This window comes from Klebsiella sp. 64, assembly GCF_018223915.1.
In the GTDB taxonomy this organism is placed as follows: domain Bacteria; phylum Pseudomonadota; class Gammaproteobacteria; order Enterobacterales; family Enterobacteriaceae; genus Klebsiella; species Klebsiella pneumoniae.
Map to the genome: position 1 here is coordinate 190,323 of NZ_JAGRQZ010000003.1, position 22,375 is coordinate 212,697.

At 57.6% G+C, this 22,375-nt stretch carries 19 protein-coding genes; 6 read left to right on the forward strand and 13 right to left on the reverse strand.

Going from position 1 to position 22,375, the window contains the following annotated elements; genetic code table 11:
• Positions 1-24: 24 nt before the first annotated feature.
• The gene (djlA, locus tag KHQ23_RS04020) at positions 25-852 is read right to left on the reverse strand and encodes a co-chaperone DjlA (RefSeq protein ID WP_002888332.1); all 828 of its coding nucleotides are present in this window, start codon (positions 850-852) and stop codon (positions 25-27) included.
• Between the two features lie 243 nt (positions 853-1,095).
• Between djlA and lptD the strand changes: the two genes are divergently transcribed.
• Genes lptD through apaH form a run of 6 tightly spaced genes read left to right on the forward strand, consistent with a single transcriptional unit; the run spans position 1,096 to position 7,831 of the window.
• Complete coding sequence (gene lptD, locus KHQ23_RS04025; RefSeq protein ID WP_004147026.1) at positions 1,096-3,444, forward strand: LPS assembly protein LptD; 2,349 nt, start codon at positions 1,096-1,098, stop codon at positions 3,442-3,444.
• 54 nt (positions 3,445-3,498) lie between these two features.
• Positions 3,499-4,785 carry a peptidylprolyl isomerase SurA gene (gene surA / locus KHQ23_RS04030; RefSeq protein ID WP_002888329.1) on the forward strand — a complete coding sequence of 429 codons (1,287 nt, stop codon included), beginning with the start codon at positions 3,499-3,501 and terminating at the stop codon, positions 4,783-4,785.
• Between the two features lie 5 nt (positions 4,786-4,790).
• Positions 4,791-5,780 carry a 4-hydroxythreonine-4-phosphate dehydrogenase PdxA gene (pdxA, locus tag KHQ23_RS04035; RefSeq protein WP_002888327.1) on the forward strand — a complete coding sequence of 330 codons (990 nt, stop codon included), beginning with the start codon at positions 4,791-4,793 and terminating at the stop codon, positions 5,778-5,780.
• Positions 5,777-6,598, forward strand: coding sequence for a 16S rRNA (adenine(1518)-N(6)/adenine(1519)-N(6))-dimethyltransferase RsmA (gene rsmA, locus KHQ23_RS04040; protein WP_002888324.1), 822 nt, complete (start codon positions 5,777-5,779; stop codon positions 6,596-6,598). The genes pdxA and rsmA overlap by 4 nt, the downstream gene beginning before the upstream one ends.
• 2 nt (positions 6,599-6,600) lie before the next feature.
• Positions 6,601-6,978 carry a Co2+/Mg2+ efflux protein ApaG gene (gene apaG, locus KHQ23_RS04045; RefSeq protein ID WP_002888323.1) on the forward strand — a complete coding sequence of 126 codons (378 nt, stop codon included), beginning with the start codon at positions 6,601-6,603 and terminating at the stop codon, positions 6,976-6,978.
• A 4-nt stretch (positions 6,979-6,982) separates the two neighbouring features.
• On the forward strand, positions 6,983-7,831 hold the full coding sequence (gene apaH / locus KHQ23_RS04050; protein ID WP_004177431.1) for a bis(5'-nucleosyl)-tetraphosphatase (symmetrical) ApaH: 849 nt from the start codon (positions 6,983-6,985) through the stop codon (positions 7,829-7,831).
• Positions 7,832-8,083: 252 nt separating this feature from the next.
• On the opposite strand, the gene folA is transcribed toward apaH, so the two are convergent.
• From folA to citC, 12 genes are all read right to left on the reverse strand, one after another.
• Entirely contained in the window at positions 8,084-8,563 is a 480-nt protein-coding gene (gene folA / locus KHQ23_RS04055) for a type 3 dihydrofolate reductase (RefSeq protein WP_002888320.1), read from the reverse strand.
• Between the two features lie 173 nt (positions 8,564-8,736).
• Positions 8,737-10,602 (reverse strand): glutathione-regulated potassium-efflux system protein KefC, encoded by a 1,866-nt coding sequence (kefC, locus tag KHQ23_RS04060; protein WP_004145992.1) that lies wholly within the window; start codon positions 10,600-10,602, stop codon positions 8,737-8,739.
• Positions 10,595-11,128 carry a glutathione-regulated potassium-efflux system oxidoreductase KefF gene (kefF, locus tag KHQ23_RS04065; RefSeq protein ID WP_002888068.1) on the reverse strand — a complete coding sequence of 178 codons (534 nt, stop codon included), beginning with the start codon at positions 11,126-11,128 and terminating at the stop codon, positions 10,595-10,597. Before kefF ends, kefC begins: the two co-directional genes overlap by 8 nt.
• 131 nt (positions 11,129-11,259) lie before the next feature.
• A complete protein-coding gene (locus tag KHQ23_RS04070) occupies positions 11,260-11,493 on the reverse strand; it encodes a YgdI/YgdR family lipoprotein (protein ID WP_002888059.1) in 234 nt (77 codons plus the stop codon).
• Positions 11,494-11,662: 169 nt separating this feature from the next.
• Entirely contained in the window at positions 11,663-14,887 is a 3,225-nt protein-coding gene (carB, locus tag KHQ23_RS04075; RefSeq protein ID WP_002888056.1) for a carbamoyl-phosphate synthase large subunit, read from the reverse strand.
• A 17-nt stretch (positions 14,888-14,904) separates the two neighbouring features.
• Positions 14,905-16,053, reverse strand: coding sequence for a glutamine-hydrolyzing carbamoyl-phosphate synthase small subunit (carA, locus tag KHQ23_RS04080; protein ID WP_004212571.1), 1,149 nt, complete (start codon positions 16,051-16,053; stop codon positions 14,905-14,907).
• Between the two features lie 457 nt (positions 16,054-16,510).
• On the reverse strand, positions 16,511-17,332 hold the full coding sequence (dapB, locus tag KHQ23_RS04085; RefSeq protein WP_004177440.1) for a 4-hydroxy-tetrahydrodipicolinate reductase: 822 nt from the start codon (positions 17,330-17,332) through the stop codon (positions 16,511-16,513).
• A gap of 228 nt (positions 17,333-17,560) precedes the next feature.
• Positions 17,561-18,469, reverse strand: coding sequence for a triphosphoribosyl-dephospho-CoA synthase CitG (gene citG, locus KHQ23_RS04090; protein WP_004222628.1), 909 nt, complete (start codon positions 18,467-18,469; stop codon positions 17,561-17,563).
• An 18-nt stretch (positions 18,470-18,487) separates the two neighbouring features.
• Positions 18,488-20,014, reverse strand: coding sequence for a citrate lyase subunit alpha (gene citF, locus KHQ23_RS04095; RefSeq protein WP_032433050.1), 1,527 nt, complete (start codon positions 20,012-20,014; stop codon positions 18,488-18,490).
• A 10-nt stretch (positions 20,015-20,024) separates the two neighbouring features.
• Entirely contained in the window at positions 20,025-20,894 is an 870-nt protein-coding gene (gene citE, locus KHQ23_RS04100; RefSeq protein ID WP_004151372.1) for a citrate (pro-3S)-lyase subunit beta, read from the reverse strand.
• Positions 20,891-21,184, reverse strand: coding sequence for a citrate lyase acyl carrier protein (gene citD / locus KHQ23_RS04105; RefSeq protein WP_004151373.1), 294 nt, complete (start codon positions 21,182-21,184; stop codon positions 20,891-20,893). The genes citE and citD overlap by 4 nt, the downstream gene beginning before the upstream one ends.
• 30 nt (positions 21,185-21,214) lie before the next feature.
• A complete protein-coding gene (gene citC, locus KHQ23_RS04110) occupies positions 21,215-22,243 on the reverse strand; it encodes a [citrate (pro-3S)-lyase] ligase (protein ID WP_032435569.1) in 1,029 nt (342 codons plus the stop codon).
• Positions 22,244-22,375 lie beyond the last annotated feature (132 nt).

The window sequence follows — 22,375 nt, forward strand, 5'->3', positions numbered from 1 at the left end:
GCCGGACGGGAGGGGCTGGAAACGTCAGAAGCCGCGCTGCTCTTTGATCAGCTCCCAGGCCTTCTGGATCTCCTGGGCCTTCTGTTTGGCCATCTCCATCATCTCCGGCGGCAGACCTTTCGCTACCAGCTTGTCCGGATGATGTTCGTTCATCAGCTTGCGATAGGCGCGCTTCACCGTCGCCGCGTCGTCGGTCGGTTTTACTCCCAGCACATTGCAGGCATCTTCGAGGGTCGGCCCACGCTGCGCCTGCTGCCAGCCGGCGTTGCCGCCATGCTGGCCATAAGAGCGCTGCTGCGAACCGCCGCCAAACTGGGCGCCGCCCTGCATCATCCGCAGGAATTGATCGAACTGGGCGCGGGAGATGCCGAGCTCGTCGGCAATGACGAACAGCACTTCCCGTTCGTTAGGATGCAGTTCGCCATCAGCGAACGCCGCCTGCAGCTGAATTTCCAGAAACATCCGAATCAGATCGAAACGGCCAAAGCAGACGCTGCGCAGCTGACGCATTTTCTCGCGCAGGGGATAGTTGTCGGCCTTACCGTCGCGAAACGCCTGCTGCGCCGCGGTGCGCGAGGCGCCATGCAGGTTCATGCGATCCATTAGCACATTGGCGACATGAATATCCGCTTCGGTAACGCGGCCCTTGGATTTGGTCAGGTGCCCCATCACTTCGAAGGTGGTGGAAAAGAAGAGCGACTGACGCTCCTGCTGATTGGCGAAGAGATTTAACCGGCGGCTGCGCGCCCGGTCAAACATATGGCCGACCAGAAAGCCAAGCACCACGCCCCAGAACCCACCACCCATCAGCAAAGCCACTGCCACGCCAATCACTTTACCCAAATACTGCATAGACTCCCCAACTGTTTATCGCCGTTAAGCTCGAATATGACCGCACGTTACCCGGCACTCGCGCCTCGGTCAATTGTGGGACATAGCCTATAATTTGCTTTATCATACTCGTCATTCAACAGGGTGCCTAACGCTCGGGCTCGAAACGGGCAGGATTAACACTAGCGTGATAATGTTGAGTAAGTTAGGCTCTGACCGTTTGCAAGCCGCTGTCACAAGATGATGGAACAATAAATACAACGTATGAAAAAACGTATTCCCAGCCTCCTGGCTACGATGATTGCCAGCGCCTTGTATAGCCAACAAGGCCTCGCTGCCGATCTCGCAACGCAATGTATGCTTGGCGTGCCAAGCTATGATCGTCCGCTCGTGGAAGGTCGTCCTGGCGATCTGCCGGTGACGATTAACGCCGATCATGCGAAGGGCAACTACCCGGACAACGCCGTCTTTACCGGCAACGTCGATATTAACCAGGGGAATAGTCGCCTCCGCGCCGACGAAGTTCAGCTGCACCAGCAGCAGGCCGCGGGCCAGGCGCAGCCGGTGCGCACGGTGGACGCGCTGGGCAACGTGCATTACGACGATAACCAGGTGATCCTCAAAGGGCCAAAAGCCTGGTCGAATCTGAATACCAAAGATACCAACGTCTGGCAGGGCGATTATCAAATGGTCGGACGCCAGGGACGCGGCACCGCCGACCTGATGAAACAGCGCGGTGAAAACCGCTATACCATTCTCGAAAACGGCAGCTTTACCTCCTGTCTGCCGGGCTCCGACACCTGGAGCGTCGTCGGCAGCGAAGTTATCCACGATCGCGAAGAGCAGGTTGCCGAGATCTGGAACGCCCGCTTCAAGCTTGGCTCTGTGCCGATTTTCTATAGCCCCTACCTGCAGCTGCCGGTGGGCGATAAGCGTCGTTCAGGCTTCCTGATCCCGAACGCGAAATACAGCACCAAAAACGGCGTGGAATTCTCCCTGCCGTACTACTGGAACATCGCGCCAAACTTCGATGCCACCATTACTCCGCACTATATGAACAAACGCGGCGGCGTGATGTGGGAAAACGAGTTCCGCTATCTGACCCAGCTCGGCAGCGGCTTAACTGAATTCGACTACCTGCCGTCGGATAAAGTCTACGAAGACGACCACTCGAGCGACAGCAACAGCCGCCGCTGGCTGTTCTACTGGAACCACTCAGGGGTTATCGATCAGGTATGGCGTCTGAACGCTGACTACACCAAGGTCAGCGATCCTGACTACTTCAACGACTTCAGCTCGAAATATGGTTCCAGTACCGATGGCTATGCGACGCAGAAATTCAGCGCCGGTTACGTCAACCAGAACTTTGACGCCACGGTATCGACCAAACAGTTCCAGGTCTTTGACCGCGAATCGAGCAACTCCTATTCGGCTGAGCCGCAGCTCGACGTCAACTACTACCAGAATGATGTCGGTCCGTTCGATACCCATCTCTATGGACAGGTTGCCCATTTTGTTAACTCGAATAACAACATGCCGGAAGCGACCCGCGTTCACTTCGAACCGACGATCAACCTGCCGCTGTCCAACGGTTGGGGCAGTCTGAATACCGAAGCCAAGCTGCTGGCGACTCACTACCAGCAGAGCAACCTCGATAAGTACAATGCCGCCAACGGCACTGACTATAAAGAGTCCGTCAGCCGCGTAATGCCGCAGTTTAAAGTCGACGGCAAAATGGTCTTTGAACGCGACCTGCAGGAGGGATTCACCCAAACGCTGGAACCGCGCGTGCAGTATCTGTACGTGCCGTACCGCGATCAGAGTGAAATCGGCAACTACGACTCCACGCTGTTGCAGTCGGATTACACCGGTCTGTTCCGCGACCGTACCTATAGCGGTCTGGACCGCATCGCGTCGGCTAATCAGGTCACCACCGGGCTCACCTCGCGCGTGTATGATGCCGCCGCGGTGGAACGTTTTAATATTTCCGTTGGTCAAATCTACTATTTCACCGAGTCACGCACCGGTGATGACAACATCAACTGGGAGAACAACGATACCACGGGTTCACTGGTCTGGGCCGGCGATACCTACTGGCGCATTGCCGATGAATGGGGTCTGCGCGGGGGGATCCAGTACGATACGCGTCTGGATAACGTTGCCACTGGTAACGGCACCATTGAATACCGTCGCGATGAGAACCGCTTAGTCCAGCTTAACTATCGTTACGCCAGCCCGGAATATATTCAGGCCACGCTGCCGTCATATTCCACCGCGGCACAATATAAACAGGGTATTTCGCAGGTGGGGATGACCGCCAGTTGGCCGATTGTCGATCGCTGGTCCGTGGTCGGGGCCTACTACTACGATACTAATACCCGGAAAGCAGCAAACCAGATGTTGGGTGTGCAGTATAACTCCTGCTGCTACGCCATCCGTCTTGGCTACGAACGTAAAGTCAACGGCTGGAACAGCAACGACAACGGCGGCGAGAGCAAATACGATAACACCTTCGGAATCAATATCGAATTGCGCGGTCTGAGCTCTAACTACGGCCTCGGCACCCAGCAGATGCTGCGCTCGAACATTTTACCGTACCAGAGCTCCCTGTGATGCGGCTGGTTTACAACATCATCCGCATTTGCGGTTAATCGAAATGGAAAAAGTATGAAGAACTGGAAAACGCTGCTTCTCGGTATCGCCATGATCGCGAATACCAGTTTCGCTGCCCCCCAGGTGGTCGATAAAGTAGCGGCCGTCGTCAATAATGGCGTCGTGCTGGAAAGCGACGTCGATGGTTTGATGCAATCGGTTAAGCTCAATGCTGGTCAGGCTGGCCAACAGCTGCCGGATGACGCCACCCTGCGCCATCAAATCCTCGAAAGACTGATCATGGACCAGATCGTGTTACAGATGGGGCAGAAGATGGGCGTGAAGATCTCTGACGACCAGCTCGATCAGGCTATCGCCAACATCGCCAAACAAAATAATATGACCTTGGATCAGATGCGCAGCCGTCTGGCGTATGAAGGCATCAACTACAACACCTACCGTAACCAGATCCGTAAAGAGATGCTGATTTCGGAAGTGCGTAACAATGAAGTGCGTCGTCGCATCACCGTGCTGCCGCAGGAAGTGGAAGCGCTGGCGAAACAGATCGGCGACCAGAACGACGCCAGCACCGAGCTCAACCTGAGCCACATCCTGATCCCGCTGCCGGAGAACCCGACCTCTGACGAAGTCGCCGCGGCCCAGGAGCAAGCAAACTCCATCGTTGAGCAGGCGCGCAACGGCGCCAACTTCGGCAAACTGGCGATCACCTACTCCGCTGACCAACAGGCGCTGAAGGGTGGCCAGATGGGCTGGGGCCGTATCCAGGAGCTCCCGGGCATTTTCGCTCAGGCGTTAAGCACCGCGAAGAAAGGGGATATCGTCGGTCCGATTCGTTCCGGCGTTGGTTTCCACATTCTGAAAGTCAACGACCTGCGCGGTGGTACCCAGAATATCTCCGTTACCGAGGTTCACGCCCGTCATATTCTGCTGAAACCGTCGCCGATCATGAACGACGCCCAGGCTCAGGCTAAGCTGGAACAGATCGCAGCCGAGATTAAGAGCGGGAAAATCACGTTTGCTCAAGCGGCGAAAACCTATTCGGAAGATCCGGGCTCGGCAAACCAGGGCGGTGATTTAGGCTGGGCCACGCCGGACATTTTTGACCCGGCGTTCCGCGATGCGCTGATGCGTCTGAACAAAGGGCAGACCAGCGGACCGGTGCACTCTTCCTTTGGCTGGCATCTGATCGAACTGCTGGATAGCCGTCAGGTCGACAGAACCGACGCCGCGCAGAAAGATCGTGCTTACCGCATGCTGATGAACCGCAAATTCTCTGAAGAAGCGGCAACCTGGATGCAGGAACAGCGCGCCAGTGCGTATGTTAAAATTCTGAGCAACTAATATCGATGCCTGAAACCCGTAAAGTTGTTATCACTCCCGGCGAACCCGCCGGGATTGGCCCTGACCTGGTCGTGCAGCTTGCCCAGCGCGACTGGCCAGTTGAGCTGGTGATTTGCGCCGATGGCGCCCTGTTAACTGACCGAGCCAAGCGGCTCGGTCTTCCTTTATCTCTCCTCCCTTACGATCCCGCGCAACCTCCTGTTCCTCAGCGCGCCGGTACCCTGACGCTGCTGAACGTGCCGCTAAACGTCCCGGCGGAGCCCGGCGTGCTGAATGTGCAAAACGGCGCCTACGTAGTGGAGACGCTGGCGCGCGCCTGCGACGGCTGCCTTAGCGGCGAGTTTGCGGCGTTAGTGACCGGCCCGGTGCATAAAGGCAACATCAACGACGCCGGTATCGCCTTTACCGGTCATACCGAGTTCTTTGAAGAGCGCGCGAAGGCCAGCAAAGTGGTGATGATGTTGGCGACCGAGGAGCTGCGGGTGGCGCTGGTCACCACCCATCTGCCGTTGAAAGCCATCAGCGAAGCGATTACCCCCGAGCTACTGCGCGAGATCATCACCATTCTCGATCACGACCTGCGCACGAAATTTGGCATTGCCCAGCCGCATGTGCTGGTTTGCGGGCTTAACCCGCACGCTGGCGAAGGCGGCCATATGGGAACAGAAGAGATAGACACCATCATTCCGGTGCTGGAAGAGATGCGCGCAAAGGGGATGAACCTCAGCGGTCCGCTGCCGGCAGACACCCTCTTTCAGCCGAAATATCTTGATCATGCCGATGCGGTACTCGCGATGTACCACGATCAGGGCCTGCCCGTGCTAAAATACCAGGGCTTTGGCCGCGGCGTGAACATTACGCTCGGTTTACCTTTTATTCGTACCTCCGTCGACCACGGCACCGCACTGGAATTAGCGGGTCAGGGGAAAGCGGACGTCGGCAGTTTTATCACGGCGCTTAATCTCGCCATCAAAATGATTGTTAATACCCAATGAATAATCGAGTCCATCAGGGCCATTTAGCCCGTAAACGCTTCGGGCAGAACTTCCTCAACGATCAGTTTGTGATCGACAGCATCGTCTCGGCGATTAACCCGCAGAAAGGCCAGGCGATGGTTGAAATCGGCCCCGGCCTGGCGGCCCTGACCGAGCCGGTCGGCGAACGCCTTGACCAGCTGACCGTCATCGAACTGGACCGCGATCTGGCGGCTCGCCTGCAGACGCATCCGTTCCTCGGTCCAAAGCTGACCATCTATCAGCAGGATGCGATGACCATGAACTTTGGCGAACTGGCGGAGAAAATGGGCCAGCCGCTGCGCGTCTTCGGCAACCTGCCGTACAATATCTCGACCCCGCTGATGTTCCATCTGTTCAGCTATACTGATGCCATTGCCGATATGCACTTTATGCTGCAGAAGGAAGTAGTGAATCGTCTGGTTGCCGGACCGAACAGTAAGGCGTATGGTCGGTTAAGCGTGATGGCGCAATATTATTGCCAGGTGATCCCGGTACTCGAAGTGCCGCCGAGCGCGTTTACCCCGCCGCCTAAGGTCGACTCCGCGGTGGTACGCCTGGTGCCGCACAGCACTATGCCGTATCCGGTCAAAGAGATCCGGGTGCTGAGCCGCATCACCACCGAAGCGTTCAACCAGCGCCGCAAGACTATCCGCAACAGTCTCGGCAATCTGTTCAGCGTGGAAGTGCTGACCGAGCTGGGCATCGACCCGGCCATGCGCGCCGAAAATATTTCCGTGGCGCAGTACTGCCTGATGGCCAACTGGCTGTCTGACAATCTGCCAACGAAGGAGAGCTAACCATGATTCATTCGCCCCGGGTGTGTGTCCAGGTACAGAGCGTCTATATCGAATCGCAGTCTTCCCCGGAAGAAGAGCGCTACGTCTTCGCTTACACCGTCACCATTCGCAACCTGGGGCGGAGTCAGGTTCAGCTGCTTGGCCGCTACTGGCTCATCACTAACGGCCACGGTCGTGAGACTGAAGTTCAGGGTGAAGGGGTGGTCGGCGAGCAACCGCATATTCCCGCCGGCGGTGAATATCAATATACCAGCGGCGCAGTGATTGAAACGCCGCTGGGAACCATGCAGGGTCATTATGAGATGATCGATATCGACGGCGCGCCGTTCCGTATTGAGATCCCTGTTTTCCGTCTCGCAGTTCCAACGCTCATTCATTAAAACAATGTCAACATACCTTATTGGCGACGTTCATGGTTGCTACGATGAACTGATCGCATTATTAGCGCAGGTTGAATTCGATCCGCGGAGAGATACGCTGTGGCTGACCGGCGATCTGGTGGCCCGAGGCCCGGGATCGCTGGAGGTCCTGCGCTATGTCAAATCTCTGGGCGACAGCGTACGACTGGTGCTGGGCAACCATGACTTACACCTGCTGGCGGTCTTTGCCGGTATCAGCCGCAACAAGCCGAAGGATCGTCTGAAATCACTGCTGGAAGCGCCGGATGCCGATGAGCTGCTCAACTGGCTGCGTCGCCAGCCGCTGCTGCAGGTGGATGAAGAGAAAAAGCTGGTGATGGCCCATGCCGGCATTACGCCGCAGTGGGATCTGGAGACCGCCCAGCAGTGCGCGCGCGATGTTGAAGCAGTGCTCTCCAGCGACTCCTATCCTTTCTTCCTCGATGCCATGTACGGCGACATGCCGAACCACTGGAGCAACGAGCTTAGCGGCCTGGCGCGCCTGCGCTTTATCTCTAACGCCTTTACCCGCATGCGCTACTGTTTCCCGAACGGCCAGCTGGATATGTATTCGAAGGAAGCGCCCGAGGACGCCCCGGCGCCGCTGAAGCCGTGGTTTGCCATTCCCGGCCCGGTCAGCAATGCCTACAGCATTGCCTTTGGCCACTGGGCTTCGCTGGAGGGACGCGGCACGCCGGAGGGGATTTACGCCCTGGATACCGGCTGCTGCTGGGGCGGGGAACTCACCTGCCTGCGCTGGGAAGATAAGCAGTACTTCACCCAGCCGTCAAACCGGCAGAAAAGCCTCGACGAAGGCGAAGCCGTCGCGTCCTGACTCTTCCCGGATAGCGGCGCGTTGCGCCTTATCCGGGCTACCTGCGGCGTCGTTTTGTCGGGTGGCGGCTAACGCCTTACCCGACCTACATTTCCTTGCCATTTGTAGCCTTGGGCAGCGCTCCAGGAAGACGAAGCCCGCGACGGGAAACACGACGAGATACTGAGTGCGCCATCGTCGCGCAATTCATGCAAAAGAAAACCCCGGTCACGCCAGACGCGACCGGGGTTTTTTTATCGCTATCCTGCCCGCTTAACGGCGTTCGAGGATCTCAAAGCAGTAGCTATGAGAGTTCTGCGCGTCGGCGTCATGAAACTCGCTGAACACCGACTCCCATTCGTCCGGATCGTAATCCGGGAAATGGGTATCGCCTTCCACTTCCGCATCAATATGGGTCAAGTAGAGCTTCTGCGCTTTCGGCAGGAACTGCTCATACACCCGGCCGCCGCCGATCACCATAATCTCTTCCACATCGCCGCAGGCGGCAATTGCTTCTTCTACGGAGGAGACCCACTGCACGCGATCGTCGCTGCCGGGTTTGCTGCTGATCACGATATTTTTACGCCCCGGCAATGGGCGCCCAATGGATTCCCAGGTCAGACGCCCCATCACCACCGGCTTATTTAACGTGTTGCGTTTGAACCAGGCGAGATCGGCAGGCAGGTTCCATGGCATGGCGTTTTCCATACCAATGACGCGATCTACCGCTAACGCCGCAATCAGACTGATCATTCATTCATTCCCGAGTGCAAAAAATTGTCGCCACTATACGGAAAGCGTACAACTTCGTCGACTGGCCGGAGGGTAAAGAATAAGAAAATTTTCTGATTTGCTGGCAAGCCCACGTTCACACCGTGGGCCGCCAGAAGAGGATCCAAACGAAAACAAAATGTTACTGGTCAGCCTCAGGCTGAGGGCTTATTTTCCGGTTCATCGGCGATATCCCCGGTGTGCCTGCCCTCTTCCGTACCCTGCCAGCCATGACGCTGCACCAGCGACAGATGATGACGATCTTCGTTGATGATGCCGGTCAGCATATCGCTGGTCCGCTTGAAGACCGCCACCCGCGACGCGGCATCGTTTTCCGCCATCGCCACCATCTCTTCGACCATTTGCAGGTTGAATCGACGAAACAGATCGGCCCGCTCGCGCGCTTCATAGGCGCCGAGCCCCAGCGCCTCCAGCGTCATTCGGCCGGACTTCAGCGCCGCCTCGAAGGTTTCACGCTCCGGGGCCTCGACGCCAGCCTGGCGCAGCTGAATGTAATGATCGACATCGCGGGCGCGGGAGATGATCTGCAGATGCGGAAAATGCTCTTTTACCCTCGCCACCAGCTCCAGGCTGACGTGCGGATCGTCAATGGCATTGATCAGCACTTCCGCCTTTTCGGCCCCGGCCGACTCCAGCAGATCGACCCGGGTGGCATCGCCGTAGAAAACCTTCATATCAAATTTGCGCAGGGTATCGACATGGTCCGGGTCATGATCGAGGATCACCATCTTCACCCCGCTCGAGAGCAGCAATCGCCCGGCAATCTGCCCGAAGCGGCCAAAGCCGGCGACAATCACCCGCGGCTGCTCTTCATCAATCTCGTCAGCATCACGCGCCTGGCCGCTGGACGATTTCTCCAGACGGGTCAGCAGCACCAGCAGAATGGGGGTTGCCGCCATCGACAGGGCCACCGCCAGGGTCAACGCTTTTGCCCATTCGCCGTCCAGTACATCCGCCATCCGCGCGGCGCCAAACACCACAAACGCGAACTCACTCCCCTGCCCCAGCAGCACCGCAAACCAGCGGCGCTGGGCGCGCGGTACGCCAAGCGGCCTGGCGATAAGCCACAGCATCAGCATTTTTATCGCCAGGAAACCGACCAGCAAAATCACAATACGCAGCGGATGGGTGACCAGGGTGCCGAAATCAATCGACATGCCGACGCCGATAAAGAACAGCCCCAACAGCAGTCCTTTAAACGGCTCAATATCACTCTCCAGCGCATGACGATATTCGGAACTGGCCAGCAGCACCCCGGCGAGAAACGCCCCCATCGCCATCGACAGCCCCACCTCTTCCAGCAATAAGCCAAAGCCGAAGACCAGGAACAGGGCCACGGCGCTGAACACTTCGCGCAGGCCGGAACGGGCGACAAAGCGCAGCAGCGGGCGGGTCAGATAGCGCCCAAGGACCACCACCAGCGCCAGCGCTGCGGCCACTTTCAGCGCGGAGAGGGCAAAAGCCATCAGCGAAGTGGCGCCGCCGCTGGCCGCCAGCAGCGGGATCATCGCCACCAGCGGGATCGCGGCGATATCCTGGAACAGCAGCACCGCAAAGGCGCTGCGCCCCATCTGCGACACCGTCAGATTGCGCTCATTCATCGCCTGCATAGCAATGGCTGTGGAAGAAAGCGCCAGAGTCATACCAATCAGCTCGGCCACCTGCCAGCGCAGGCCCAGCAGCATGCAGAACAGGCCGATCAACACCCCGCAGGCCACCATCTGCAGTGCGCCGCCGCCAAACACCGAGGCGCGCAGCTTCCATAAGCGCTGCGGATCGAGCTCCAGACCAATGACGAACAACATCAGCACCACGCCAATCTCGGCAAAGTGCAGAATCGCCTCGGCATCGGTCACCAGCCGCAGCGCCCACGGGCCGATAATACAGCCGGCGATGAGATAGCCCAGCACTGACCCCAGCCCCAGACGGACGGCGATGGGCACAATCAGCGCCGCGGCGCCGAGGTAAATCAACGCCTGTATCAGCGTATGGCTATCCATTCTGGTGTGCCTCCTGCCAGTCGATTAAGCGTTGACGATAGCGGCGGGCCTGCGCCTGCAGCGTTTCATCATCGCAGATAAAGGTGCAGTGCATAGCGAACGGCGGCAGCCATTTCATCCCGCAGTAAAGCGCGGTTGCCTGCAGAGGCTGCGCCAGCACCGGGAAACCGGGAAACGAACCGATATCAAAGTGGCTTTCACCGCCGCCGGTAGTGACCGCCCACATCAGCGATTTACCGCGCAGGGCAATACCGTTGTGACCATAGGCCCAGCCGTGCGACAGCACCTTGTCCATCCACAGCTTGAGCAGCGGCGGTACGCTATACCACTGCATAGGATGCTGCCAGATAACCAGATCGGCACGGGCCAGCGCCGCCTGCTCGGCGGCGACATCGATATTAAAGTCGGGATAGAGTTGATAGAGGGAGCGTATCTCTACGCCTTCAAGCGTCCCTGCCTGTTCAAGCATTCGCTTATTCGCATGAGAATGCTGCGGATAAGGATGCGCATAAATTATCAGAATCATTGATTGGCCTGCGTTTGCTCTTGTCGTAATCAGCAAGAGTGTAGACAGTTAAGCGAACCGCTTACAATGATAACTGTGATTTATGTCGCGATGGCTTACGCAACGCGCGCCCTGAGGGTTAACGTCAGGCCTTAGTTATCCAGCTCGTCCATGGACTTCACCTGGTCGCGGTTAATCTGCTCCACGCGGCCGGTTTCGGCATTTTTGTATGAGACAAGGCCGGTGTCATCATCCACCTGCGGTTTGCCGCTGGTGACAATGGTCTTGCCGTCGGTGGTTTTGATCGACTGATTCGATGAGCAGCCGGCCACGAACATGATTGCCGTCGCTGCCAGTGCGGATGCCACCAGAATATTGTTCCGCATTGTATCCTCCTGTCTTTTCATCAATAGGTATCGTTATGGTGCTAACTATAGTTAGCCTGACCCGACAGGGGGTTAAAAGCAGAACTCTCTGAAGATGGCTGCGGCCCAAAAAAATAGGCTGACGATGTCGTCAGCCCAGGATTGTTGCTATCCGGCCAGGCCGGGAAGCTTATTTAGTGATTTGCGCGTGCATTTCCTGAACCGAAATCACCTTCTCGGTGGCGTCAGCGTTCAGCGCCATCGCGGTGGCAAAGCCGCCGTTCAGGGTGGTGTCGTAATGCACTTTGTACTGCAGCGCGCTGCGGCGAATCAGCTTGGAGTCTTCAATCGCCTGGCGACCTGCGGTGGTGTTGATGATGTAGGTATATTCGCCATTCTTGATGCGGTCCTGAATGTGCGGACGACCTTCATGCACCTTGTTCACCAGACGCGGGTTAATGCCCGCTTCACCCAGCACAATCGCCGTACCGTGAGTCGCATCCAGCTCGAAGCCAAACTTCAGCAGCTTCGCCGCCAGGTCAACCACGCGCTCTTTATCGCCTTCGCGGACGGAGAGCAGCGCGCGACCCTGTTTCTTCATGGTCGAGTTGCTGCCCAGCTGCGCTTTGGCGAACGCTTCGGCAAAGGTGCGGCCGACGCCCATCACTTCCCCGGTGGAGCGCATTTCTGGCCCTAACAGCGGGTCAACGCCCGGGAATTTATTGAACGGCAGGACCACCTCTTTCACCGAGTAGTACGGCGGGATGATCTCTTTGGTCACGCCCTGCTGCGCCAGCGTCTTACCGGCCATCACGCGCGCCGCCACTTTCGCCAGCGGGACGCCGGTGGCTTTGGAGACGAACGGTACGGTACGCGCCGCACGCGGGTTGACCTCAATCAGATAAACTTCGTTATCTTTCACCGCGAACTGGACGTTCATCAGGCCGCGAACCTGCAGCTCGAAGGCCAGCTTCTGCACCTGCTCGCGCATTACATCCTGAATCTCTTTGCTCAGGGTGTAGGCCGGCAGGGAACAGGCGGAGTCGCCGGAGTGAACGCCTGCCTGCTCGATATGCTCCATGATGCCGCCAATCAGCACCATTTCGCCATCGCAGATGGCATCGACATCCACTTCAATCGCATCGTCGAGGAAGCGATCCAGCAGCACCGGCGCGTCGTTGGAGACGCTGACCGCGGTCTGGAAGTAGCGGCGCAGATCCTGCTCGTCATAGACGATCTCCATCGCCCGGCCGCCGAGCACATAAGACGGACGCACCACCAGCGGGTAGCCAATCTCTTTCGCTTTCTCTACCGCCTGCTCAATGGCGGTGACGGTGGCGTTCGCCGGCTGCTTCAGCTTCAGACGGTCAACCGCGTGCTGGAAGCGCTCACGGTCTTCCGCCCGGTCGATAGCGTCCGGACTGGTACCGATAACCGGCACGCCGGCAGCTTCCAGGGCACGAGCCAGCTTCAGCGGGGTCTGGCCGCCGTACTGGACGATAACGCCTTTTGGCTTCTCGATGCGCACGATTTCCAGCACGTCTTCCAGGGTTACCGGCTCAAAATACAGACGGTCGGAGGTGTCGTAGTCGGTAGAGACGGTTTCCGGGTTACAGTTGACCATGATGGTCTCGTAACCGTCCTCGCGCAGCGCCAGCGAGGCGTGTACGCAGCAGTAGTCGAATTCGATACCCTGCCCGATACGGTTCGGGCCGCCGCCGAGGACCATGATTTTATCGCGGTCAACGGACGGGTTGGACTCACACTCTTCTTCATAAGTGGAGTACATGTAGGCGGTATCGGTAGCAAATTCCGCAGCGCAGGTGTCCACGCGCTTGTAGACCGGGTGCAGGTCATACTGGTCGCGCAGCTTGCGGATTTCCGCTTCCCGCACGCCCGCCAGCTTCGCCAGACGCGCATCGGCAAAGCCTTTACGCTTCAGGGTGCGCAGGAAGTCAGCGTCGAGGCCGTTGATGCCCACTTCCGCCACTTTCTCTTCCAGACGGACCAGCTCTTCAATCTGTACCAGGAACCAGCGGTCGATGTTGGTCAGGTTGAAGACGCCGTCAACCGAGAGGCCCGCGCGGAACGCGTCAGCGATATACCAGATACGCTCAGCGCCGGCATCTTTCAGCTCGCGGCGGATTTTGGTCAGCGCTTCCGGGTCGTCGAGGCTCACTTTCGGGTCAAAGCCGGTAGCGCCCACTTCCAGACCGCGCAGCGCTTTCTGCAAAGATTCCTGCTGGGTACGGCCAATCGCCATCACTTCGCCGACAGACTTCATCTGGGTGGTCAGACGGTCGTTGGCGCCGGCGAATTTTTCGAAGTTAAAGCGTGGGATTTTAGTGACCACGTAGTCGATGGACGGTTCAAAGGAAGCCGGGGTGCGGCCGCCGGTGATGTCGTTCATCAGCTCGTCAAGGGTATAACCTACCGCCAGCTTGGCTGCCACTTTAGCAATCGGGAAGCCGGTGGCCTTAGAGGCCAGCGCCGAGGAGCGGGAGACGCGCGGGTTCATTTCGATAACGATCAGGCGACCGTTTTTCGGGTTGACCGCGAACTGCACGTTAGAGCCGCCGGTTTCGACGCCGATTTCACGCAGCACCGCCATCGAGGCGTTACGCATGATCTGGTACTCTTTGTCGGTCAGGGTCTGCGCCGGGGCAACGGTGATGGAGTCACCGGTGTGGATCCCCATGGCGTCGAAGTTTTCGATGGAGCAGACGATGATGCAGTTATCGTTCTTATCGCGCACCACTTCCATCTCGTACTCTTTCCAGCCGATCAGCGATTCATCGATCAGCAGTTCGTTGGTCGGAGAGAGATCCAGGCCGCGTTCGCAGATTTCTTCGAACTCTTCGCGGTTATAGGCGATACCGCCGCCGGTGCCGCCCATGGTGAAGGACGGACGGATGATGCACGGGAAACCAACGTCGGCGGCAACCGCCAGCGCCTCTTCCATCGTGTGGGCGATACCAGAGCGCGCGGTGTCGAGGCCGATTTTTTTCATTGCGATATCGAAACGGCGACGGTCTTCGGCTTTATCAATCGCATCGGCGGTGGCGCCAATCATGGTCACGCCGAATTCAGCCAGGACCCCCTGACGCTCCAGCTCGAGCGCGCAGTTCAGCGCCGTCTGGCCGCCCATGGTCGGCAGCACCGCATCCGGGCGCTCTTTTTCGATGATTTTACGCACCACTTCCCAGTGAATCGGCTCGATGTAGGTGGCATCGGCCATTTCCGGGTCGGTCATGATGGTCGCCGGGTTAGAGTTCACCAGGATAACGCGGTAGCCCTCTTCGCGCAGCGCTTTACAGGCCTGGGCGCCGGAGTAGTCAAACTCACACGCCTGACCGATAACAATCGGGCCCGCGCCCAGAATCAGGATACTTTTTATGTCTGTACGTTTTGGCATTGCTCTTTTACTCCTGATTATTTCGCGGACTGACGGTATTGCTCAATTAACTCGATAAAGTGGTCGAACAGCGGCGCGGCATCGTGCGGCCCCGGGCTCGCTTCAGGGTGCCCCTGGAAGCTGAACGCCGGTTTGTCGGTACGATGGATCCCCTGCAGGGTGCCGTCGAACAGCGACTTATGGGTCACGCGCAGGTTGGCCGGCAGCGTCGCCTCATCTACGGCGAAACCGTGGTTCTGGGCAGTGATCATCACCACGTTGTTATCAATATCTTTCACCGGGTGGTTGCCGCCGTGGTGGCCGAACTTCATCTTAATGGTCTTGGCACCGCTCGCCAGCGCCAGTAGCTGATGGCCAAGGCAGATGCCGAATACCGGAATATCGGTCTCAAGGAATTTTTCAATCGCCTCGATAGCGTAATCGCACGGCGCCGGGTCGCCAGGGCCGTTGGAGAGGAAGATACCGTCCGGATTGAGCGCCAGCACGTCCGCGGCGGAGGTCTTCGCCGGCACCACCGTCAGGCGGCAGCCGCGGTCAACCAGCATGCGCAGGATGTTGCGTTTCGCGCCGAAGTCATATGCCACAACGTGGAACGGCAGCTCGCTTTCCGCTTTCGCTTCCGGCAGGTCGCCCGCCAGGGTCCAGCTGCCTTGCGTCCAGCTATAGGTTTCTGCGGTGGTCACTTCCTTCGCCAAATCCATGCCGTTCAGGCCTGGGAACGCTTTCGCTTTTTCCAGCGCCAGCTGGGCATCCGGGCTGTCGCCCGCGATGATGCAGCCGTTTTGCGCCCCTTTCTCACGCAGCAGACGCGTCAGCTTGCGGGTATCGATATCGGCAATCGCCACGATGTTATGGCGCTTCAGATAAGAAGAGAGGTCTTCAGTACTGCGGAAGTTGCTGGCAATCAGCGGCAGGTCGCGAATAACCAGACCCTGCGCATGTACCTGAGAAGATTCTTCATCGGCGGCGTTGGTGCCGACATTACCAATATGAGGATAAGTAAGAGTGACGATTTGGCGGGAATAGGAAGGATCAGTGAGGATTTCTTGATAACCGGTCATTGAAGTATTGAAAACGACTTCCCCAACCGCCGTGCCGGTTGCCCCGATGGCCCGACCGTGAAACTGGGTTCCGTCTTCCAGAACCAATAGCGCTGACTTAATCAAAACATCCTCCAGAGAATATCCACTCACTTTATTTGCATATTAATTCATAAACACGATCTGAATCAATGCAAATCTGTTGCCCGCAGATTTTTGGCAAACGGCGGCATTCTGGAGAGATGTCGGATAAAAGTCAACTTAAAGCGGAGATTTTTAATGTCATTTTACGCCACTGGTGCGTAACACGTGATTTTTACGCCAAAAAGATCAACAAACCTGGCTGAGAAAACGCTTGCGGATGTGGAAGAGTGTAAAACAGAGGGATGATCGACAAAAAAGTGGACCAGATGGTCAAAATTTACATTTAATTCACTAAAAAACACGCAAATACTGTATTTTTTACGCATTACACTTAAAATATACGCCATAATTCGCAAAAATAAAAAAGGGCAACAAAATATTGCCCTCTGCATCAATAACTTATTGATAGCAATAACCACATCACGATGGGTAATAATCGTTATAAACTATTCAGATCCAGCACATCACGCATATCAAACAGGCCATTTTTCTTGTCTTTCAGCCATAATGCTGAACGAACGGCGCCATTTGCGAAGGTCATGCGGCTGGACGCTTTATGGGTGATTTCAATACGCTCACCGATGTCAGCAAACATTGCCGTATGCTCCCCGACGATATCGCCCGCGCGAACGGTCGCGAAGCCGATGGTGCCCGGGACGCGTTCGCCAGTGTAGCCTTCACGACTGTAGACCGCGCAGTCCTTAAGATCTTTGTTCAATGCCCCAGCGATCGCTTCGCCCATCGCCAGCGCGGTGCCTGACGGCGCATCCACTTTATGCCGGTGGTGCGCTTCGATAATTTCGATGTCGGTATAGTCGCCCATCACCTTCGCCGCCTTCTCCAGCAGCTTCAACAGGACATTGACGCCAACGCTAAAGTTAGCGGCGAAGACAATGGCAATGTCCTGCGCGGCATCGCGAATCGCCTGTTTGCCAGCGTCGTCAAAACCGGTGGTGCCGATGACCATCCCTTTGCCGTGCTCGCGGCAAAACGCCAGATGGTTCAGCGTGCCTTCCGGGCGGGTAAAATCGATCAACACGTCGAAATCATCTTTTACCGCCGCCAGGCTGCTCTGCACCGCGACGCCCGCTTTGCCGGCGCCCGCCAGCTCGCCGGCGTCGCTGCCCACCAGGCTTGACCCTTCGCGCTCCAGCGCCGCGCCCAGCGCCACGCCTTCCATCTGCAATGCAGCCTGAATTAACTGGCGTCCCATCCGGCCGCCCGCGCCGGCGATGGCCACGCGGATTTGTGCATCATGCATAGCTATTCTCTTTTGTTAACATTACGTAAATTGTTTTCAGAGTAACCAGCCCGTCAGCGGGCCGCTACTCAAAAACGCCGATAATTAGAAATTTATGACAAACGGCGGACGATATCAGTAAAAACTATACGATTGTGCCGCGATTCCGTGTTTACCTGATGACAACCGGGAAGGCTAATGATGGCGCCTTCGCCCGTACAGTGCGGGCGAAGGCGGTATTGCAGTGGGTTACAGCGGGAAAAGCGCGCCGGCGGGAAACGCGGATAAAAACCAGGTCACCGCCAACAGATCGGCGCTGCCGCCGGGGCTGAGATGGCGGGCAATCAGCTCATCGTCAAACTGTCGCAGCGCCTCCAGCCCGCCGTCCGCCAGCACGCCGCCCTGCCACAGCAGTCGCTGCGCCTCCTGCTGGACAAAGTTCAGCCCGGCAAGCCCGCCGCGCGAGACCAGGTTGGTGTCATCATTCCACGCCATCAGATGCAGCAGGGTTTGCAGTAGCGCCAGATTACTGTCGCCGGTCTCTTCCATCATGCGGGTAAAGACTGGCATGGCTTGGGTACGCACCGTCAGGAAACCGCTCTCCGCCTCGCCGCGGGCCCCGGAGAGACCATAGCGCAGAAAATGAGCCTCGCCTTTACTGAGCCGTTCCCCGCCAGCAGAAGACAACTCCTGCATAACCATGCCGCGACAGAAGCGCGCCACCTGGTCGCAAAGCCGGTGCTGCTCTATCGGCTCACCTTTCGACACCAGCCTGCCCGCCGCCGCGCTGAGCAGGCCAAAAGCGAAGATCGCCCCGCGATGGGTATTCACCCCGCCGGTGGCCTCCAGCATATCGTTCTCACAGGCCATCCCTACCGGGCGCAGCATCATCAATACCTGCTCCGGCGCGACCGCCGCAGTATCGTGGCCCATGATGAAAAATTTCTCCATCCACGGAGCCACCACCGCGGTGCTGGCCTCAAACGAGGCCAGATCCATATCCCAGTGCGCGCCAGCGTTACGAATATCCACCAACCCGGGCTTTGGGGTCAGGCGAACTTCGGTCAACAGCGCGCGCTCTACCGCGCTGACCACCTCTTCGGCACTCAGTGGCTTCACGCGCCGCACACGCGCAGGATTAATTAACACGTCGCTCATGGCCTTTCCCCTCTGCGTTTAGTCGCTGTTTTTCACCTGACGAATCACATCGATGACCGAACCGTCGCGATAGCGCACCACCGCCACCACCCGATCGGTGAATTCGATCGGCTGCGGCTTGCCAGTCAACAGCTCAGCACGCTGCTGCAGTTCCTCAATGGTCATCAGCGGAATGCCTGCGCTGCGCAAATTGTCGATCAGGTCCTGACGTGCCGGGTTGACCGCAATGCCGTGGTCAGTGACCAGCACATCCACGCTGGCCCCCGGCGTGACGCGGGTCAGCACCTTTTCCACGACGCAGGGAATACGGCCGCGAACTAACGGCGCGGTAATAATGGTCAAATCCGCACCGGCGGCGGTATCGCTATGGCCACCGGACGCCCCGCGCAGCACACCGTTAGAACCGGTCATCACGTTAACGTTAAAGTCGATATCAATTTCCAGCGCGCTGAGCATCACCACGTTTAAGCGCTCGCAGGAGGCGCCTTTGGAGCCCGGGCTGGCATACTGATTGGTGGAGATCTCGACATGGTTCGGGTTCTGCGCCAGCGAACGCGCCGCGTCACCATCGAAGGACTGGGTATCGAGCAGCGTTTTGATCAACCCTTTTTCGTGCAAATCGACCATCGTCCCGGTGATACCGCCGAGGCCGAAGCTGGCGGTAATGCCGTTACGGCGCATTTTATCTTCAAGGAAGCGAGTTACTGCCAGCGAGGCGCCGCCGGTACCGGTCTGCAGCGAGAAACCCTCTTTAAAGTAACCGGAGTGCTCAACGACTTTCGCCGCCTGGCGGGCGATCAGCAGCTCGCGCGGGTTGCTGGTCAGACGGATGGCACCCGCGGTAATTTTTTGCGGATCGCCGACTTCATCTACCTGGACTATCAGATCCACCTGATCCTGGGCAATACTGGCCGGATAGTTAGGATAATCCACCCACTCTTCGGTCAGCAGCACCACGCATTTAGCGTGCTCGGCATCGACGCGCGCGTAGCCCAGAGAACCGCAGCGTGATTTACCGCTAAAGCCGTTGGCGTTGCCAAACTCATCGCAGCAAGGAACGCCGAGAAACGCGACATCAATCGACAGCTCGCCGCTTTGAATCAGCTGTACGCGACCGCCGTGGGAGTGGATCTGCACCGGGTTTTCCATTAAACCGGCGGAGATCTCCTCGCCCAACTTGCCGCGCAGGCCGGAGGTGTAGATCTGGCGGATCACGCCATTTTTAATATGCTCGATCAGCGGCCAGTGGGCGTCGATCAGCGAACTGGACGCCAGGGTGAGATCGCGAAAACCCATTTCCGCCAGCTTCGCCACTACCATATTGACGACTTTGTCACCGCCGCGAAACGCGTGGTGAAACGAGATGGTCATGCCGTTTTGCAGGCCGGAGCGACGGATTGCCGTTTCCAGCGAATCGCAGATTTTGCGCTGGCGCTTTTCGCTCTCACTCGCCAGCCAGGGACTTTTCGCCGTTACGCCGGCATAAGATGTCAGTCCATTCGGCATCACGTACTGCTGATTAAGCATTGCTACTGTCTCTTTCATCTTATTCCCCTTAATCACGAATACCGGAAGCCGAGAGCGCCACCACTTTGCGAGCATGGTCGATAATCGGTCCATCGATCATCTTGCCGTTCAGCGATACCACACCCAGACCTCGCGTTTCGGCTTCTTCCGCCGCGGCAATCACTTCCAGCGCGTGATCGACCTCTTTGCGCGTCGGGGCATAGACCTGATGCAGGAGTTCAATTTGTCGTGGGTTAACCAACGATTTGCCGTTAAAACCGAGGTTTTTGGCCAGATTCGCTTCCGCCAGGAAGCCCTCTTCGTTATTGATATCCGACCACACCACGTCATAGGCGGCGATGCCGGCAACGCGGGCGGCATGCAGTACAGCGCAGCGGGCGTAGAACAGTTCAGTACCGTCGCCGCGGGAGGTGCCCATATCCATCACGTAATCGAAGGCCGCCAGCGCGATCGCCGCCAGACGCGGGCTGGCGCGGGCGATTTCCACCGCGTTCACCACGCCCAGCGCCGACTCGATCGCCGCCATTAACTTGGTGCTGCCCACTTCCCGGCCGCACTCGCGTTCAATCCGCTCAACATGCGCTTCCAGCTCATGGATATCTTCTTTGCTGTCGGTTTTCGGCAGACGCACCATATCCACGCCCGCGCGGACTACCGCTTCAAGGTCGGCAAGACCGAATGGCGTATTCAGCGGGTTAATGCGCACCACGGTTTCGATATCCTGATACAGTGGATGCTGCAGCGCCTGATACACCAGCAGACGAGCGGTATCTTTCTCGCGCAGCGAAACGGCATCTTCCAGGTCGAACATCACCGCATCGGCGCCGTAGACGAATGACGTGCTTAACATGGCGGCATTGGCACCAGGGATGAACAACATACTGCGACGTGGTTTCATAGCTGGCTCCATTGTAATTGGGTCTGTTGCGCCGCGCGCAGCGCCGCGGCCTGTACGCGAGCTCGCAAAACACATTCCAGCGCGCCTTTATCATCGACCACCACGTTGGCCTGTTTCACGCCAAGCTGAGCCAGCGTTTCTCTCACTACCTGCTCAATCGCAGCGCCAAACTGTTGTTTCACAATGCTGTCGATTTCCAGCTGAATGCCCGGCTGCGCCGCCGGTCCAATCCTGACCATCACATCGCTGGACTCCAGCGTGCCGGCCAGGGCGTCAATCTTCATTTCCATAGGGGAAAATCCTTAGTTAGGGCATAAAAATCAGGCGGTTTGATGTTCGCTCTCCGCCAGTTGCATCAGAAAAGAGAGGGTGCCCGGCGGCACCAGCGCCGCGACCGCCTGCCAGTTGCGCTGTCGATAGAGTTCGCGCACTCGGGAGGCCGACACGGGTCCACCATTTTTTTCGATTCGCGCAAGCTCAACTACTTCAATGGGCGGCGTGTCGCCTGGCGCTTCCAGTAGTGACTTCATGCGCTGGTTGTAATTACGGGTCAGGGGACACAGCGGCTCGGTGCCGACAAAGCGATGGGTAATCTGCAGCGCCGGGGCCAGGCGCTCGCGGAAGAGCTGCAGGTCAATCTGGCTGTGGCAGTCATCAACCACCCCCTGCTCTTTCAGGAAATAGCCGGGGAACGTCGCCCGCGAGATCAGATACGCCGAACCGGGATGCAGCGTCACCTTATCGATGCCGGTAATCCCCTGTTCAATGAGCTTGAAGCGATCGTGATAGGAAAAGCAGGACGCATCTTCTTTGACCACAAACAGATGCAGCCAGTCGCACTGGCTGTCCGCCTGTTCTACCAACCAGCGGTGGCCGAGGGTGAATGGATTAGCATTCATCACGATAGCGCCGATTTTTCTTCCCGGCTGACGGTACATCGCCAGCTGTCGACAGTAACGAGTCAGCCGTTCGCGGCTATTTTCCATTAGCACGGCGCGGTCGCCCGCCTGGGCTATCGGCCAGAAGCCGGCGCCGGAAAATAACGCGGCATTGCAAGGTTTAGTGAACAAAAACAGTTCGCTGCGCCCCAGCTCATAGGCCAGCGTCAGGAGCTCGGTCAGTAATTTAAGGCTCAGCCCCTCCCCCTGCAGCGAGGGATCGATGGCGATGCATTTCAGCACATTGCCGGCGATAGCACCGCAGCCGACCAGCCGCTGCTGATACTCGGCGATAATCGCCATTTCGCAGTCGGCCTCTAACGACAGTTGATGCTGGCGGAGAAACCGATCGATCGCCTCTCGCCGCGGTTTATCTTTTAATAGCTGAACGCGTTTTAATATCAGTGTCATTTTTTAGCGCTTCGTCATTTCAAAACGAACTGTATTTCGCCAGCGTTCGGCTATGGATTCTTGTATTTAAGTCACAGTTTTTCTCGTGGCTTAATTGGCTTTATGGTTTTTATGTTGTTAATCAATTCAGAA